Genomic DNA, 14,792 nt, shown 5'->3' with positions numbered 1-14,792 from the left:
TCTTGGTCTGAACCATTGACCTAGTGGTCTAGTCCACTTACGGTGGTGTGGTCCCCACCACTCCGGCACCGTGGCCGTGAGTAATTCTCCGGAGGGAGAAGGCATGTCCCGTTTCCGCAGGAAGAGCTTCTCGGCGCTGCTGACCGTGGCCGCCGCCGCGGGCCTGGTCGCGGGGGTCGCGACCGCCCCGGTGGCCACCGCCGCCGCCGAAGCCACCCAGGCTTCCGTCGGCAAGGTTGTCGGCTACTTCACCGAGTGGGGGGTCTACGACCGCAACTACCACGTCAAGAACATCGAGACGTCGGGGTCGGCGAGCAAGCTGACCCACATCAACTACGCGTTCGGCAACGTGACGAACGGCGGCTGCGCGATCGGTGACGCCTACGCCGACTACCAGAAGACCTACGACGCCGCGGGCAGCGTCGACGGCGTCGCCGACACCTGGGACCAGCCCGTCGCCGGCAGCTTCAACCAGCTCAAGAAGCTCAAGGCCAAGCACCCCGGGCTGAAGGTCATCTGGTCGTTCGGCGGCTGGACCTGGTCGGGTGGCTTCGGGCAGGCCGCGCAGAACCCCGCGGCGTTCGCGGACTCCTGCTACAACCTCGTCAACGACCCGCGCTGGGCCGGGGTCTTCGACGGCATCGACATCGACTGGGAGTACCCCAACGCCTGCGGCCTGAGCTGCGACAGCAGCGGCGCGGCGGCGTACAAGAACCTGATGGGCGCCCTGCGCGCCAAGTTCGGTTCGCAGCTCGTCACCTCGGCGATCACCGCGGACGGCACCGACGGCGGCAAGATCGACGCGGCCGACTACGCGGGCGCCGCGCAGTACGTCGACTGGTACAACGTGATGACCTACGACTACTTCGGCGCGTTCGCCGCGCAGGGCCCGACCGCCCCGCACTCGCCGCTCACGAGCTACGCCGGCATCCCGACGGCCGGCTTCTACTCCGACGCCGCCATCCAGAAGCTCAAGGGCAAGGGCGTCCCGGCGGGCAAGCTGTTGCTGGGCATCGGTTTCTACGGCCGCGGCTGGACCGGCGTCACCCAGGACGCCCCGGGCGGCACCGCGACCGGTGCGGCGCCGGCCAAGTACGAGCCGGGCATCGAGGACTACAAGGTGCTCAAGACGTCGTGCCCGTCGACCGGGACCGTCGCCGGCACCGCGTACGCCAAGTGCGGCAACGACTGGTGGAGCTACGACACCCCGTCGACCATCGGCGGCAAGGTGGACTACGCCAAGCAGCAGGGGCTCGGCGGCGCGATGTTCTGGGAACTCTCGGGTGACACCACCGACGGCGAGCTGATCGGCGCCGTCGCCCGGTAAGGGCTCCCGGTGTGACCGGCCGCGCGCGGCGTGCCGGTCGCACCGGGTTTCACACCGCCCCGGCGGGTGGCGTCTCCGCCGCGGCCCGCAGCAGCTCCCCGAGCACGCCGATGTCCACATCGGACAGGTGCTTGAACCGGACGCAGCTCTTCCCGACCGACGCCCCGGTGAGCCGGTCGGCGAACAGCTCCGGCAGGTACCGGTCGCCGGCCAGGCACGAGACGTACAGCGAGATGTGGTTCTTGCGACCGGCCAGCGACACGGTCGCCGCATCGCCTTCCCGGCCCGACGCGTACCGGTAGTGGTAGCGGCCGTAGCCGGGCAGGCCGAACTCCATCGTCGGCGCCAGGTCCGGCGCCGACTCGCGGATCAACGCGTGCAACGCCCGCAGCTCGCCCCGCCGAGGTTCGGCGAGCGCCGCGAAGTACTCCTCGTGCGTCATGCGGCGGGACGCTACGCCGGGGGACCGACAATTCCTGTCGGTGCGCGGGATTAGGGTCCACCCCGTGACGTTCAGCGGATTCGGCGAGTACGCCGTCGACTTCTACGACGGCCTCGTGGAAGACAACTCGAAGCCCTACTGGGACGACCACGTCGAGACCTACAAGTCCGACGTCCGGGCCCCGATGGAGGCGCTGCTCGCGGAGCTGGCGCCGGAGTTCTCCGACGGCTTCGGCGACCCCAAGGTGTTCCGCCCCTACCGCGACGTCCGGTTCGCCAAGGACAAGACGCCGTACAAGACCCACTGCGGCGGCGTGATCGAGCAGGGCCGCGGCGGCGGCGCCTACTACGTCGAGGTCGGGCCGGCCGGCCTGCGCGCCGGCGGCGGCTGCTTCTACCTGGCCTCCGACCAGATCGCCCGGTTCCGCCAGGCCGTCGACACCGAGCTGCACGGCGAGGCCCTCGGGAAGATCCTGCAGAAGCTCGAGAAGACCGGCTGGGAGATCCGCGGCGACCGGCTCAAGTCCAAGCCCCGCGGGTTCGACGCCGACCACCCGCGGCTCGACCTGCTGCGCTACCGCTCGGTGTACGCGGTCCGGGTCTGGGAGCCGGACGACGTCCTGCACGAACGGGGTGCCCTCGAACGGGTGCGGAAGGCCTGGCGGCAGCTGCGCGAGTTCAACGAGTGGGCCCGTGACCGGGTCGGACCCAGTGAGCAGCCGCGCCGTCAGCGTGCCTGAAACATCCGGCGGGGGTCTCCGCCACCCGGACCCCCGAAGAGAGTCTGAACCCGCAGGTTTCTGAACAGTTTTCTTGAACTTTTCGGGATCGGTACAGACGAACGCGGGGAGAGGGACTACGCTGTGCGAACGTGAGCCGACGCGCGAAGATCGTTTGTACCCTGGGTCCTGCCACTGCCACGCCGGAGAAGATGCGGGCCCTGGTGGATGCCGGCATGGACGTGGCCAGGATGAACTTCAGCCACGGCAGCCACGGCGACCACAAGGAGGTCTACGACCTCATCCGGGCCGCGGCTGCCGAGAGTGGCCGGGCGGTCGGCATCCTCGCCGACCTGCAGGGCCCGAAGATCCGCCTCGGCACGTTCGCCGGCGGACCGGTCGAGTGGCACACCGGCGACATCGTCCGGATCACCGTCGAGGACGTCGCGGGCACCCACGACCGCGTCTCGACCACCTACAAGGGCCTGGCGAAGGACGCCAAGCCCGGTGACCGCCTGCTCGTCGACGACGGCAAGGTCGGCCTGGTGGTCAAGGAGGTCGACGGCCAGGACGTCGTGTGCGAGGTCACCGAGGGCGGCCCGGTCAGCAACAACAAGGGCGTCTCGCTGCCCGGCATGGACGTCTCCGTGCCGGCGATGTCCGAGAAGGACATCGAGGACCTCGAGTTCGCCCTCGAGCTGGGCGTGGACTTCATCGCCCTGTCCTTCGTCCGCTCGCCCGCCGACATCGACCTGGTCCACCAGGTGATGGACCGCGTCGGCAAGGGACGGCTCCCGGTCGTCGCCAAGATCGAGAAGCCCGAGGCCGTCTACAACCTCGAGGCCATCGTGCTGGCCTTCGACGCGGTGATGGTCGCCCGCGGCGACCTCGGCGTCGAGCTGCCGCTGGAGCAGGTCCCGCTGGTGCAGAAGCGCGCCATCCAGATCTGCCGCGAGAACGCGAAGCCGGTCATCGTCGCGACGCAGATGCTCGAGTCGATGATCAACAACTCCCGGCCGACCCGCGCCGAGGCCTCCGACGTCGCGAACGCCGTCCTCGACGGCGCCGACGCGCTGATGCTGTCCGGCGAGACCAGCGTCGGGCGGTACGCGATCGAGGTCGTCCAGACGATGGGCCGGATCATCGAGGCGGTCGAGACCGACTCGCCGATCGTGCCGCCGCTGACGCACGTCCCGCGCACCAAGCGCGGCGTGATCTCCTACGCCGCCCGCGACATCGGCGAGCGGCTCAACGCGAAGGCGCTGGTCGCCTTCACCCAGTCCGGTGACACCGTGCGCCGCCTGGCCCGGCTGCACACGCGGCTGCCGCTGCTGGCGTTCACGCCGGAGGACTGCGTGCGCAGCCAGCTGTCGATGACCTGGGGCACCACCACCCAGATCGTGCCGCGGGTGGACTCGACCGACCAGATGATCCAGCAGGTCGACCACGCGATGCTGGAGATGGGCAAGTACCAGAAGGGCGACCTGGTCGTCATCGTGGCCGGCTCCCCGCCGGGCACCGTGGGCTCGACGAACCTCATCCACGTGCACCGCCTCGGTGAAGACGACCACGCATAAGGGACGCCCCACCCCCGCAGCACATAGGGTCTGGCCATGACTGAAATGGCCAGGACGGCCGCCACCGAGCTGGAGATCCCGGGTGGCGGCCAGCCGGTGCTGGACCGCCTGATCGCGCTGCTGGACCTCGAGAAGATCGAGGAGAACATCTTCCGCGGCGTCTCGCCCGCCCATTCGCCGGTGCGGGTCTTCGGCGGGCAGGTCGCCGGCCAGGCGCTGGTCGCGGCCGGGCGCACGGTCCCCGAGGAGCGGCGGGTCCACTCGCTGCACGCGTACTTCATCCGCGGCGGCGACCCGAGCGTGCCGATCATCTACGAGGTCGACCGGATCCGGGACGGCCGGTCGTTCACCACCCGCCGCGTCATCGCGATCCAGCACGGCAAGGCGATCTTCTCGCTCTCGGCGTCGTTCCAGAAGGACGAGCCGGGCATCGAGCACGCGGAGGAGATGCCCGAGGGCGTCCCGGCCCCGGACACGCTGCCGACGCTGATGGAACGCGCCGAGGGCTACGCGATCGGCGCGCACAGCCGGCCGCGGCCGATCGACGTGCGGTACGTCAACGAGCCGCCGTGGGTCACCCGCGAGACCGGTGAGCGGCCCGCGCGCAACCAGGTGTGGATGCGCGCCGACGGGAAGCTGCCCGACCAGCAGCTGCTGCACGTCTGCGTGCTGACCTACGCCTCGGACATGACCCTGCTCGACTCGGTGCTGGCGCGCCACGGCGTCTACTGGGACACCGACAAGGTGCTCGGTGCGAGCCTCGACCACGCGCTCTGGTTCCACCGGCCGTTCCGCGCCGACGAGTGGTTCCTCTACGACAGCGCGTCGCCGACCGCCTCCGGTGCGCGCGGCCTCGCCACGGGACGGTTCTTCGGTGCGGACGGCACGCTCATCGCGACGGTCGTCCAAGAAGGACTCCTGCGCGTCCTCTGAAAAAGTTTGCCGGAAATCACCCTTGCGGGCGACGAATGGGCGGAATAATCGTTCTGCCAATAAGGCAACGGCGTGGTGGAAGAGGGCCGGGACCGATCGGGGGACGGTCCCGGACCTCCACTCCCGATGATCACACGGCGAGCCGCGCGGTCATCGTCTACGCTGATCACAGGCCCTGAGCAGGGCTGGGGGAGCAATCCCGCCGCGCCCTTGTCGCATCCTGTCTCAGTGCAGGATGCGAGCATACAGAAGCATTCTGCAAATTGCAGATACGACGCGCGTCGGGGTCCGGTAATCGGTGCCGTGCGATTACCCGGCCGTTCATGTTGGATACTGGCAGCGAGCGAACGGCTACGACGCCGTCGACATCCGGAGGTGCGCGATGGCAAGGGGACAGAGCCCCACGGTTCGCCGCCGGCGGCTCGCGGGCGAGCTCCGCCGGCTGCGCGAAGCCGCGGACCTGACGATCGACGAGGTGGGCGAGAAGCTCGAGTGCTCCGCGTCGAAGGTCAGCCGCATCGAGACCGGCCACGTCGGGGTCACCCCGCGTGACGCGCGGGACATGCTGGCCCTCTACGGCATCACCGGCGACGAGCAGGAGGCGCTCGTCCAGCTGGCCAGGGAGGCCCGCAAGCGTGGCTGGTGGCACGCCTACAACGAGGTCTTCACCGGCACGTTCGTCGGGCTCGAAGCCGACGCCAGCTCGCTGCGCGCGTTCCAGGCCCTGCTGGTGCCGGGGCTGCTGCAGACCGAGAGGTACGCCCGCGCGGTGATCCGGGCGCTGCGGCCGGACGCCGAGGACGCCGAGATCCGCCGCCGCGTCGCCGCCCGGATGGCGCGCCAGGAGCTGCTGTCCGACACCCCGCCGCCGGAGTACTGGGCGGTGATGGACGAAGCCGTCCTGCGCCGCGTCGTCGACGGCCCCGAGGTGATGGCCGAGCAGCTCTACCGCATGCTCGCGATCGCCGAGAAGCCGAACGTGACCATCCAGGTCGTGCCGTTCGGGGCCGGCGCGCACCCGGGCATGGAGGGTCCCTTCCTGATCATGGGCTTCCCCGAGCAGGCCGACCCGGACGTCGTCTACGTCGACGACAGCACGTCCAGCGGCCTCTACCTGGAGGAACCCACAGACGTCCGGCGCTACGGGCTGATGTTCGACCATCTGCGCGCGGCCGCACTGAAGCCGGACGACTCGGTGGAGCTGATCGCCGAGGCAGCCGGGCGGTTCGCCGAACAGGCTGCCGCACCGGCTCCGGTGCACCATCTGGAACCGAGAACACAGTAAGGGAGTTGGGGACCATGGAGAACGAGTTTTCGGAGGCACTGTCCGGGGTGCGGTGGCGCAAGAGCAGCCACAGCGGCGGCGGGAACGACTGCGTCGAGGTCGCGTTCGTCGCCGGCGGTGCCGCGCTGCGCGACTCGAAGGACCCCGAAGGTGGTGCTTTCCGCCTCCCCGCATCCGGTTGGCGGGGGCTGCTGGCCGCGGTGCGGCCCGGCGGCCCCGTGCAGGACTGAGGCGGCTTCGAAGACCCCTTACCCCCGCCGAGCTGGGCTCGGCCGGGAGTAAGGGGTCTTTTCGCGTCCAGGGCCACGTGATCACCCGATGCCTGAGGCCGACCCTCAGGACGAACCTGAGTGCTACCAACCGGTGAACTCGGGGACAAAGGGGAAACACGATGCACAGCGATCTGCTGCTCGACGCGGTCCGGGCCGAAGCGGCTTACCGGGCCGAGGAACTGCGGAAGGCCGGGCGCAGCGCCTGGGCCGTCCGCGCCCGTCGCGCCGTCCGCCACCTGCGGGCCGCGCGCACCGATGTCGACGTGCCGGCGCAGGAGCGCCGCGAAGCCGCGCGGGAGACCGCGGGCGTCGGCGAGACCGCCCGGTAGGGGCGGCGAGATGGTGTCGAAGGCGATAAGCGGTCGGAAACTGTCGGTGGGGTAGGCAACAATGCTGATCGTGCCCCGACTCGGCTCCGGAATCCCGCTCGTCGCCCGTACCCACGAGATGCGGCGGCTCCGCGCCGCCTTCGCCAGGGCAGAACGTGGCGAAGCCGGCGCGGTGCTGCTCTCGGGGGACGCCGGGGTCGGCAAGACCCGGTTGCTGACCGCGCTCGGCGAGCACGTCGAGGCGAGCGGCGGGCTGGTGCTCACCGGCCGCTGCATCGACGTCCGCGAAGGCGGTCTTCCTTATCTTCCGTTCGCCGAAGCGCTCGCCCCGCTGGGCAGCTCGGCGGACCCGGCGGTGGCCGCCGCGGTGCGGCTCCGGCCCGCGCTCGGGCGGCTGTTGCCGCAGGGCCAGGGTCTGGAGGAACCGCGCCCGGCCGAACACCCGCCGATGACCTCGAACGACCGGGAGACCATGGTGCGTCCCCGGCCCGAGCAGGATCTCGGCCAGCTGCAGTTGTTCGACGCGGTACTGGGGGTGCTGACCGAGATCGCCCAGGCGCGCCCGGTGGTGATCCTCCTGGAGGATCTCCACTGGGCCGACGCCTCGACCCGCAACCTGCTGTCCTTCCTGCTCAGCAGGCTGCGGGCGCAGCGGCTGCTGGTCGTGGGCAGCTACCGCGAGGAGGACGTGCACCGGCGTCACCCGCTGCGCGGCCTGCTGTCGGAGCTGGTCCGCCTCGCCACCGTCGAGCGCGTCGACCTCCACCCCTTCGGTACCGCCGACGCCCGGAAGTTCGTCGAGGCGCTGGCCGACGAGCCGATGCCGGCCGACGTCGTGGCCGACATCGTCGCCCGGTCCGAGGGCAACCCGTTCTTCGCCGAGGAGCTGCTCGCCACCCAGACCGAGTGCAACGACCTGCCCGCCGGGCTCGCCGAAGTGCTGCTGTCCCGGCTCGAGCGCCTCTCGCCGGACACCCGCCGGGTGGCCCGCGTGATCTCGGTGGCGAACGAGCCGGTGATGCACGGCGCGCTCGCCGAGGTCTCGGGGCTGGGGGAGCTGGAGCTCGACGAGGCGCTGCGCGAAGCCGTCCAGCACCACGTCCTGGTGGTGCTGTCCGACGGCTCCTACACGTTCCGGCACGCGTTGCTGCAGGAAGCGGTCTACGGCGACCTGCTGCCGGGGGAGCGGTCGCGCACGCACGCCGCGTACGCCGCCCGGATCCAGGCGCGGCCGCAGGGCCGCGGCCACGACGCGAAGCTGGCCTACCACTCGATGCAGAGCAGCGACCTGGTCACCGCGCTGCCGGCGCTGCTGCGCGCGATGGACGAGGCCGAGAAGCTCGGCGCGCCCGGGTCGGCGCTGCAGCACGTCGAGCAGGCACTGTCCATCTGGGACGCGGTCCCGGAGGCCGAGCGGCCCGACGGGTTCGACGAGCTGCGGCTGCTGCACGAGGCGTCCTACTTCGCGGGCACGTCCGGCGAGCCCGAGCGCGCCGTGGCCTTCGCGCGGTCGGCCACGCAAGCCTTGAAGCCGGACACGGCGGCCGACCGCGCGGCCAAGACGTGGCGGCGGCTCGCCGAGGCCTTGCTGGCGCTGGAAGGCACCCTCGACGAGGCGACCGCGGCCATCGACCGCGCCTGGGACCTGGTGAAGGACACCGAGCCGAGCGGCACGCGCGCGTGGGTGCTGGCGGGCCGCGCCGGGTTCCTGCGGATCCTCGAACAGCCGGAGGCGGCGCTGGAGAGCGCGCGCGCCGCGGTCGCCGACGCGCAGGCGGTCGGGGCGGCGGCCGCGGAGGCCGCGGCCCTGGTCACCCTGGGCACGCTCGCCGACTCCGCGGGCGATCCCGCCGAGGCACGGGAGTGGCTGCGCAAGGCACAGCGGAAGGCACGGGACGCCGGCGCGCCGAACACCGAGATGCGCGCGACGTACTTCCTGGCACTGAGCTACGACGACCACGCCGACTTCGCCGAAGCGCTGGACCACGTCACGAGCGGCGTCGCCCGGGCGGAAGAGACCGGGCTCAGCTGGAGCGTCTACGGGCTGGAGCTGCGCGCCCGGCAGCTGACCCTGCGCTACCTGATGGGCGACTGGCCGGACGAGAGCGCCAGCCGGGCCGGGCGTGGGGTGTCCAGCGCGGTCGCCGCGCGGATCCTGGCGATCTGGTCGCTGTTCGTCGTCGCGCGCGGCCGGTTCGACGAAGCCGCGAAGCTCGTCGCCGGGTTGCGCCAGCACTGGACGGCGGACATGCAGATCCCGCTGTCGGTCGGGGACGCGGGCATCCAGCTGGCGTACTGGCGGGGTGACCACGCCGAGGCCGTGCGACGCGCCGAGGACCTCATCGGCTGGCTGGAACGGATCGAACCCGGTCTGCTGGCCGGCATCCGGGTGGCCGCGGTCGGGGTGACCGCCGCGGCCGCGCAGGCCGCCGAGGCCCGGGTCCGCGGCGACCAGGCCACGGCCGCCGCCGCGGTGGCGGCCGGCGAGCGGATGCTGGCGCACGGCCGGATGTGCGCGGTCGTCGGGCAACCGCGGTCCGGGACGCTCGGGCCGGAGGGCCGGGCGTGGCTGGCCCGGCTGGAGGCGGCGGCGTCCTGCCTGACCGGCCGGGGCGACGCGGAGAAGTGGGCGGCCGCGGCGGCGGCGTTCGGCTACGGCGCCGTGTACGAGCAGGCGATCTGCCACTGGCACGAGGCCGAAGCCCTGCTGGCGGCGGACGGTGACGCGGGCGCGGCCATCGAGGCGGCCCACGCCGTGGCCGTCCGCCTCGGCGCGATCCCGCTGCGCGACGCCGTCCGCGACCTGGCGCACCGCGCCCGCGTCGAGCTGGCGGGCGTCGAGCCGGCGGCCCCGGCCCGCACGGTGGCCGACCCGCTGACCGACCGCGAGCGCGACGTCCTCGAGCGCGTGGCCCTGGGCCGCACGAACCGCCAGGTCGGCGAAGAGCTGTACATCAGCGAAAAGACGGTGAGCGTCCACCTGTCCCGCGTGATGGCGAAACTCGGCGCGAGCCGCCGCGCGGAAGCGGTCGCGATCGCCTACGACCGCGGCCTCCTGACGGCCCCCACCGCCGAACACGCGTGATCAGAGGGTCGACACGCGTGATTGCCGAGCCGACACGCGTGATTGAAGGGTCGACACGGCCGGGCTCGCAGCCGGCGCCGTGTCGCCCCTCAAATCACGAGTGATGACCCTTCGATCACGCGTACTGACCCTTCCTTCACGTCAGCGGGGGAGGCGGCGGAGGGCTTTCAGGCCGAGGGTCATGCCGCGGGACCACAGCGAACCCGGGACCCGGCGAGGCGGGCGGAGGGCCAAGCCGCGCTGCAGCGCGATCGACTGGGACTCCGTGTACTTCAGGAGTCCCTCGGCGCCGTTGCGGCGGCCGACGCCGGAGTCCTTCATGCCGCCCATCGGGACGCCGACGCTGCCGAACGTCGCCGCGTAGCCCTCGTTGACGTTGACCGTCCCGGCCTTGAGCCGCGCCGCGACCTCCCAGCCCGCGCGGCCGTTGCGCGACCAGACGCTGGCGTTGAGCCCGAACGGCGTGTCGTTGGCCCGGTCGATTGCGTCGGTGACGTCGGTGTAGCCGTAGATCGAGACGACCGGCCCGAACGTCTCCTCCGCGAACGGCACCATGTCCGGCGTGACCCCGGACAGCACCGTCGGCTCGTAGAACAGCGGGCCGAGGTCGGGCCGGGCCCGGCCGCCGGTGAGCACGGACGCGCCCTTCGCGCGGGCGTCCTCGACGTGCGCCGACACCGTCGCGAGCTGGTCCTCCGACGTCAGCGACCCCATCTGGGCCTGGTAGTCCAGCGCGCCGCCGAGCTTCAGCGCCGCGGTCCGGGCGACGAACGCGCGGGTGAACTCCTCGCGGATGTCTTCATGGACGTAGATCCGCTCGACCGACACGCACAGCTGGCCCGCCGAGGAGAAGCACGCGGTCACCGCACCCGTCGCGGCCTTCGCGATGTCGGCGTCCGGCAGCACGACCATGGGGTTCTTGCCGCCGAGCTCGAGCGAGTACGACGTCAGCCGCTTCGCCACCTGGCCGGCCAGCTCCTTGCCGGTCGGCGTGGAGCCAGTGAAGCACAGGTAGTCCGACTCCTCGACCAGCGCGGTGCCGATCTTCGAGCCGCGACCGAGCACGATCTGCCAGGTCCCGGCCGGCAGCCCGGCCTCCTCGGCGAGCTCCTGCAGCCACAGCGCCGAAAGCGCGGTCTGGTTGTCCGGTTTCTGCACCACGGCGTTGCCGGCGGCCAGCGCCGGGAGGACGTCCATCGCGGTGAGCGCGAGGGGGTAGTTCCACGGCGAGATGACGCCGACGACGCCCTTGGGGTGCCGGATCTCGCCGGCCCGGGTCAGGCCGGGGATGACGCCGGCGACCCGGCGCGGGGCGAGCAGCTTCGCGGCGTGCTTGCCGTAGTAGGCCGCGACCAGCGCGGTCGCGCTGACCTCGTCGAACGCGTCGAGCCGCGCCTTGCCCGCCTCGACCTGGACCAGGTCGAGCACCTCGTCCTGCCGGGCGAGCACGAGGTCGTGCAGCCGGGTGAGGACGCGGGCGCGCTCGGCGGGGGAGCGCTCCGCCCAGGCCCGCTGGGCCGTCCGAGCGCCGGCGAACACCGCGCGGACGTCGGCGTCGGTGGCCTGGGGCAGCGTCGCGATCGGCTGCCCGGTGAAGGGGGCGTGCATGCGGATCGGCGCCGAGTCGGCGCCGCCGGCCACGCGGGCGACGAGCTGGGCCGCCCGTGCCGAGCCGGGAGCCCCGGCGACGCCGCCGACGGTCGGCGGCAAGGGGGTGTCTTCGACCGCGTTCGCGGGGGTCGTGCTGGTCATGACGTCTCCGTTCCGCGGCGTCCGGAGTCCACGCGGTGCCGCGCAGAGGTTACCGACGAGTACACCATACCGCCGGTACGTCAGTTGTCCAGCCTGATGTGAATAAGTTTCACGTATTGGGTGGGTTCAGCGGCGGGAGCTGGTAGTTCGGCTCGGTCGGCGACGGCGGCTCCTGCCCAGGATGTGGATGGGCCTGCGTCGCGCCGCCGTAAGCGTCGTCGAGTCGCGACGACAGCCCGTCGGCCGGCGCGGGCGTCACCTCACCGGACTGCGCCGGGAAAGGCTGCGAAGGGGGTCCGCTCTGTGTCGGGAAGGGCTGCGAAACCGGTCCGCCCTGTGCGGGGAACGGCTGTGACGACGGCGCACCCGGGTACGGCTGCGGCCCGCCGGGGTACGGCGGCTGGGCACCCGGGTGGGGCGGTCCGTACTGCTGCGGCGGAACCGGGTACGGCCGCTGCTGCTGCTGGTACGGCCCGCCGTAAGGTCCCGGGGAGAATCCCGCCGGCGCGGTGGCCGGCGCCCGCCGCCCGGCGAGCGTCGCGAGGATCAGCGTCACCACGCCCAGCGCGCCACCGCCGATCAGGATCCAGAACCCGATGCCGGTCGAGTAGACGGAGCTGAGCGACTCGTCGTCGGACTCGTAGCTCAAGGTCGCCGAGACGTCCATGCCGAGCATCCAGACCGCCGCGGCGACCCCGGCACCGCCGGCGACGAGGGCCGTCCGGGCGCCCGAGCGCACTCCGGGACCCGCCGAACGCCGCGCACCCGCGAACGCCAGGCCGGCTCCGGCCAGCAGCACCAGCGCGCCGGCCGACAGCGGGATCCCGTAGCGCGCGACGTGGGTGTTCTCGTAGAACTTCTTCGCCTCGGGGCTGGGCTCGACGTCGAACGAGCGCGTCCAAGCGCTGATCGTCTGGCTGCTCTCGGCCTTGCCGCCGACGACCTGCTCGAACTTCGTCTGCGGGAGGAACGACCCGGCCAGCACGAGCACCGCGGCCAAGGCGCCGACGATCGCGGCGATCAGCCGGAAGCGCGCGCCGGCGTCGGCGGGTGGCCGGGGCGGCGGTGGCTGCTGCACCGGGGGAGGGCCGTACGGGTTCTGGTACGGGCTGGCGGTCATCGGAGCTCCCCTCGTCCGGGGGGATTGGACCACGAATCCGCCTGCGGGATAAGGGGTATTCCAGCCCTTGCGGGGCCCGGCTGGTCAGCTTGGCGCAGTGGCTGCGTCCTGGTAGAGCAGCACCGCGATCCGCTTCCACTCTTCCAGCAGCTGCCGCCGCCGGTTCGGGTCGCCGCCGAGCTCGGCGTCCAGCGCCAGCCCGCGGGTCAGGTTCACGGTGAGCCAGAACAGCATTTCCGCGCGTTCGGGCGGCAGCTCGCCGGCGACCTGGGTGACGTGCTCCAGCGTGGCGCGGCCGAGCGCGCGGTCGACCGGGCGGATGGCCGCGCGCAGCTCGGGGTCGGTGCGGGCGGCGACCCACAGCTCGGTGACGGCGGTGGAAAGGGTGCCGGAGTAGCCGGTCCAGAGCAGGTCGATCGCGGCGGCAACGCCGGTGCCGCCGCTGGGCAGCTCGTCCAGCGACGCGGCGAGCTGGCGGCGCAGCTTCGTCGTCAGGTGTTCGACGGCGGCCGCCATCAGCTCGGCCTTCGCGGTGAAGTGGTGCTGCACCGCGCCCTTCGAGACGCCGGCGCGGGCGCAGATCTCCTGCACCGACGTGCGCGCGTACCCGACGTCCACCAGGCAGTCGATGGTGGCGTCGAGCAGCGCCGTGCGGGTCTGTTCGCGCCGCTGCGCCTGGGTCCGGTGTGCCGCCGCGGTCACTTCGGCCTCCCTGCTTTACCTACAGGCCGGTACGGATGTACATTCCGCAGAGAACTTACATGCTGATCGTCATGTTTTCCAGCAGGAGGGTCCCGTGCCGCTTCAACTCCCGAAGAGCTCCTGGAGCACGACCGAGCTCGACGACCTCCGCGAGCTGTCGCGGTCGTTCCTGCAGAAGGAGGCCGTGCCGCACCAGGAACGCTGGGCGGCCGAGAAGAAGGTCGACCGCGAGTTGTGGACCAAGGCCGGCGACGTCGGCCTGCTCTGCCTGTCCATCCCCGAGGAGTACGGCGGGGGCGGCGGCACCTTCGCCCACGAGGCGGTGCTCTACGAAGAGCAGGCCCGCTCGGGCGACAGCGCGTGGGGCGTGACCGTCCACAACGGAATCGTCGCGCACTACCTCAACGCGTACGCCGCCGAAGAGAAGAAGCGCGAGTGGCTGCCGAAGATGGCCAGCGGCGAGCTGGTCGGCGCGATCGCGATGACCGAGCCCGGCACCGGCTCCGACCTGCAGGGCATCAAGACCCGCGCGGTGCGCGACGGCGACCACTACGTCATCAACGGCGCGAAGACCTTCATCACCAACGGGTTGCACGCCGGCCTGGTGGTCGTCGCGGTCAAGACCGACCCGGACGCGGGCGCGCAGGGCGTCTCGCTGATCGTGGTCGAGACCGACACCCCGGGCTTCCGCCGCGGCCGCGTGCTCGACAAGGTCGGTCTCAAGGGCCAGGACACCGCCGAGCTGTTCTTCGACGACGTCCGCGTGCCCGCGGCCAACCTCCTCGGCGACGCCGAGGGCCAGGGCTTCTTCCAGCTGATGCTGCAGCTGCCGCAGGAACGGCTGATCATCGCCGTCACCGCGGTGGCCGGCCTGGAGGCCGCGGTCGACCTCACGCTGGAGTACACGAAGGAGCGCACGGCGTTCGGCCGGCCCATCTTTTCCTTCCAGAACACCAAGTTCAAGCTCGCCGAGGCCGCCACCGAGGCCGCCGTCGCGCGGGCGTTCCTCGACCAGTGCATCGAACGCCACCTCAAGGGCGAGCTCGACGTCCAGGGCGCGGCGATGGCGAAGCTGTGGACCACCGAGCGCGTCAACAAGGTGATCGACGACTGCGTGCAGCTCTTCGGCGGCTACGGCTACATGTCCGAGTACCCGATCGCGCGCGCGTGGGCCGACGTCCGGATCTCGCGGATCTTCGGTGGTACCAGCGAAATCATGAAGGAAATCATCTCCCGCTCGCTCTGAAAGG

13 protein-coding genes are annotated in these 14,792 nt (G+C 71.6%); 9 read left to right on the top strand and 4 right to left on the bottom strand.

What is annotated here, in order from left to right; translation table 11 throughout:
- Positions 1-103: 103 nt before the first annotated feature.
- Positions 104-1,327 carry a glycoside hydrolase family 18 protein gene (locus ABZ342_RS37920; protein WP_360483670.1) on the top strand — a complete coding sequence of 408 codons (1,224 nt, stop codon included), beginning with the start codon at positions 104-106 and terminating at the stop codon, positions 1,325-1,327.
- Positions 1,328-1,376: 49 nt separating this feature from the next.
- Here ABZ342_RS37920 and ABZ342_RS37915 read toward each other — a convergent pair whose 3' ends face one another.
- The gene (locus ABZ342_RS37915; protein WP_155542149.1) at positions 1,377-1,769 is read right to left on the bottom strand and encodes a DUF1801 domain-containing protein; all 393 of its coding nucleotides are present in this window, start codon (positions 1,767-1,769) and stop codon (positions 1,377-1,379) included.
- A gap of 64 nt (positions 1,770-1,833) precedes the next feature.
- Between ABZ342_RS37915 and ABZ342_RS37910 the strand changes: the two genes are divergently transcribed.
- The 7 genes from ABZ342_RS37910 to ABZ342_RS37880 all read left to right on the top strand — a co-directional run bounded on the left by ABZ342_RS37910 (position 1,834) and on the right by ABZ342_RS37880 (position 9,968).
- Positions 1,834-2,508, top strand: coding sequence for a DUF2461 domain-containing protein (locus ABZ342_RS37910; RefSeq protein WP_360483667.1), 675 nt, complete (start codon positions 1,834-1,836; stop codon positions 2,506-2,508).
- 131 nt (positions 2,509-2,639) lie between these two features.
- Positions 2,640-4,064, top strand: coding sequence for a pyruvate kinase (gene pyk, locus ABZ342_RS37905; protein WP_155542151.1), 1,425 nt, complete (start codon positions 2,640-2,642; stop codon positions 4,062-4,064).
- A gap of 36 nt (positions 4,065-4,100) precedes the next feature.
- Entirely contained in the window at positions 4,101-4,997 is an 897-nt protein-coding gene (locus tag ABZ342_RS37900; protein WP_155542152.1) for an acyl-CoA thioesterase II, read from the top strand.
- Positions 4,998-5,379: 382 nt separating this feature from the next.
- Positions 5,380-6,282 (top strand): helix-turn-helix transcriptional regulator, encoded by a 903-nt coding sequence (locus tag ABZ342_RS37895; RefSeq protein WP_155542153.1) that lies wholly within the window; start codon positions 5,380-5,382, stop codon positions 6,280-6,282.
- 14 nt (positions 6,283-6,296) lie between these two features.
- The gene (locus ABZ342_RS37890; protein WP_155542154.1) at positions 6,297-6,512 is read left to right on the top strand and encodes a DUF397 domain-containing protein; all 216 of its coding nucleotides are present in this window, start codon (positions 6,297-6,299) and stop codon (positions 6,510-6,512) included.
- Positions 6,513-6,673: 161 nt separating this feature from the next.
- On the top strand, positions 6,674-6,883 hold the full coding sequence (locus ABZ342_RS37885) for a hypothetical protein (RefSeq protein ID WP_155542155.1): 210 nt from the start codon (positions 6,674-6,676) through the stop codon (positions 6,881-6,883).
- Between the two features lie 61 nt (positions 6,884-6,944).
- Positions 6,945-9,968 (top strand): AAA family ATPase, encoded by a 3,024-nt coding sequence (locus ABZ342_RS37880; RefSeq protein ID WP_360483661.1) that lies wholly within the window; start codon positions 6,945-6,947, stop codon positions 9,966-9,968.
- 141 nt (positions 9,969-10,109) lie between these two features.
- Here ABZ342_RS37880 and ABZ342_RS37875 read toward each other — a convergent pair whose 3' ends face one another.
- From ABZ342_RS37875 to ABZ342_RS37865, 3 genes are all read right to left on the bottom strand, one after another.
- Entirely contained in the window at positions 10,110-11,720 is a 1,611-nt protein-coding gene (locus ABZ342_RS37875; RefSeq protein WP_360483658.1) for a succinic semialdehyde dehydrogenase, read from the bottom strand.
- A gap of 109 nt (positions 11,721-11,829) precedes the next feature.
- Positions 11,830-12,840, bottom strand: a complete 1,011-nt coding sequence (locus ABZ342_RS37870) for a hypothetical protein (RefSeq protein WP_360483655.1) — start codon at positions 12,838-12,840, stop codon at positions 11,830-11,832.
- Between the two features lie 84 nt (positions 12,841-12,924).
- Entirely contained in the window at positions 12,925-13,542 is a 618-nt protein-coding gene (locus tag ABZ342_RS37865) for a TetR/AcrR family transcriptional regulator (RefSeq protein ID WP_155542159.1), read from the bottom strand.
- 94 nt (positions 13,543-13,636) lie between these two features.
- On the opposite strand from ABZ342_RS37865, the gene ABZ342_RS37860 reads away from it, so the two are divergent.
- Complete coding sequence (locus ABZ342_RS37860; RefSeq protein ID WP_155542160.1) at positions 13,637-14,788, top strand: acyl-CoA dehydrogenase family protein; 1,152 nt, start codon at positions 13,637-13,639, stop codon at positions 14,786-14,788.
- The last annotated feature ends 4 nt before the right edge of the window (positions 14,789-14,792 follow it).

Origin of the sequence: Amycolatopsis sp. NPDC005961 (assembly GCF_040629235.1) — a bacterium.
GTDB lineage: Bacteria > Actinomycetota > Actinomycetes > Mycobacteriales > Pseudonocardiaceae > Amycolatopsis > Amycolatopsis camponoti.
The sequence above is the reverse complement of the archived record's forward strand: the minus strand, read 5'-3'. Positions and strand labels throughout refer to the sequence as shown.

Coding starts and splice junctions, on each gene's coding strand:
- ABZ342_RS37875 (WP_360483658.1), bottom strand. CDS start 11,720: ATGACCAGCACGACCCCCGCGAACGCGGTCGAAGACACCCCCTTGCCG.
- ABZ342_RS37885 (WP_155542155.1), top strand. CDS start 6,674: ATGCACAGCGATCTGCTGCTCGACGCGGTCCGGGCCGAAGCGGCTTAC.
- ABZ342_RS37895 (WP_155542153.1), top strand. CDS start 5,380: ATGGCAAGGGGACAGAGCCCCACGGTTCGCCGCCGGCGGCTCGCGGGC.
- ABZ342_RS37915 (WP_155542149.1), bottom strand. CDS start 1,769: ATGACGCACGAGGAGTACTTCGCGGCGCTCGCCGAACCTCGGCGGGGC.
- ABZ342_RS37870 (WP_360483655.1), bottom strand. CDS start 12,840: ATGACCGCCAGCCCGTACCAGAACCCGTACGGCCCTCCCCCGGTGCAG.
- ABZ342_RS37900 (WP_155542152.1), top strand. CDS start 4,101: ATGACTGAAATGGCCAGGACGGCCGCCACCGAGCTGGAGATCCCGGGT.
- ABZ342_RS37920 (WP_360483670.1), top strand. CDS start 104: ATGTCCCGTTTCCGCAGGAAGAGCTTCTCGGCGCTGCTGACCGTGGCC.
- ABZ342_RS37890 (WP_155542154.1), top strand. CDS start 6,297: ATGGAGAACGAGTTTTCGGAGGCACTGTCCGGGGTGCGGTGGCGCAAG.
- ABZ342_RS37880 (WP_360483661.1), top strand. CDS start 6,945: ATGCTGATCGTGCCCCGACTCGGCTCCGGAATCCCGCTCGTCGCCCGT.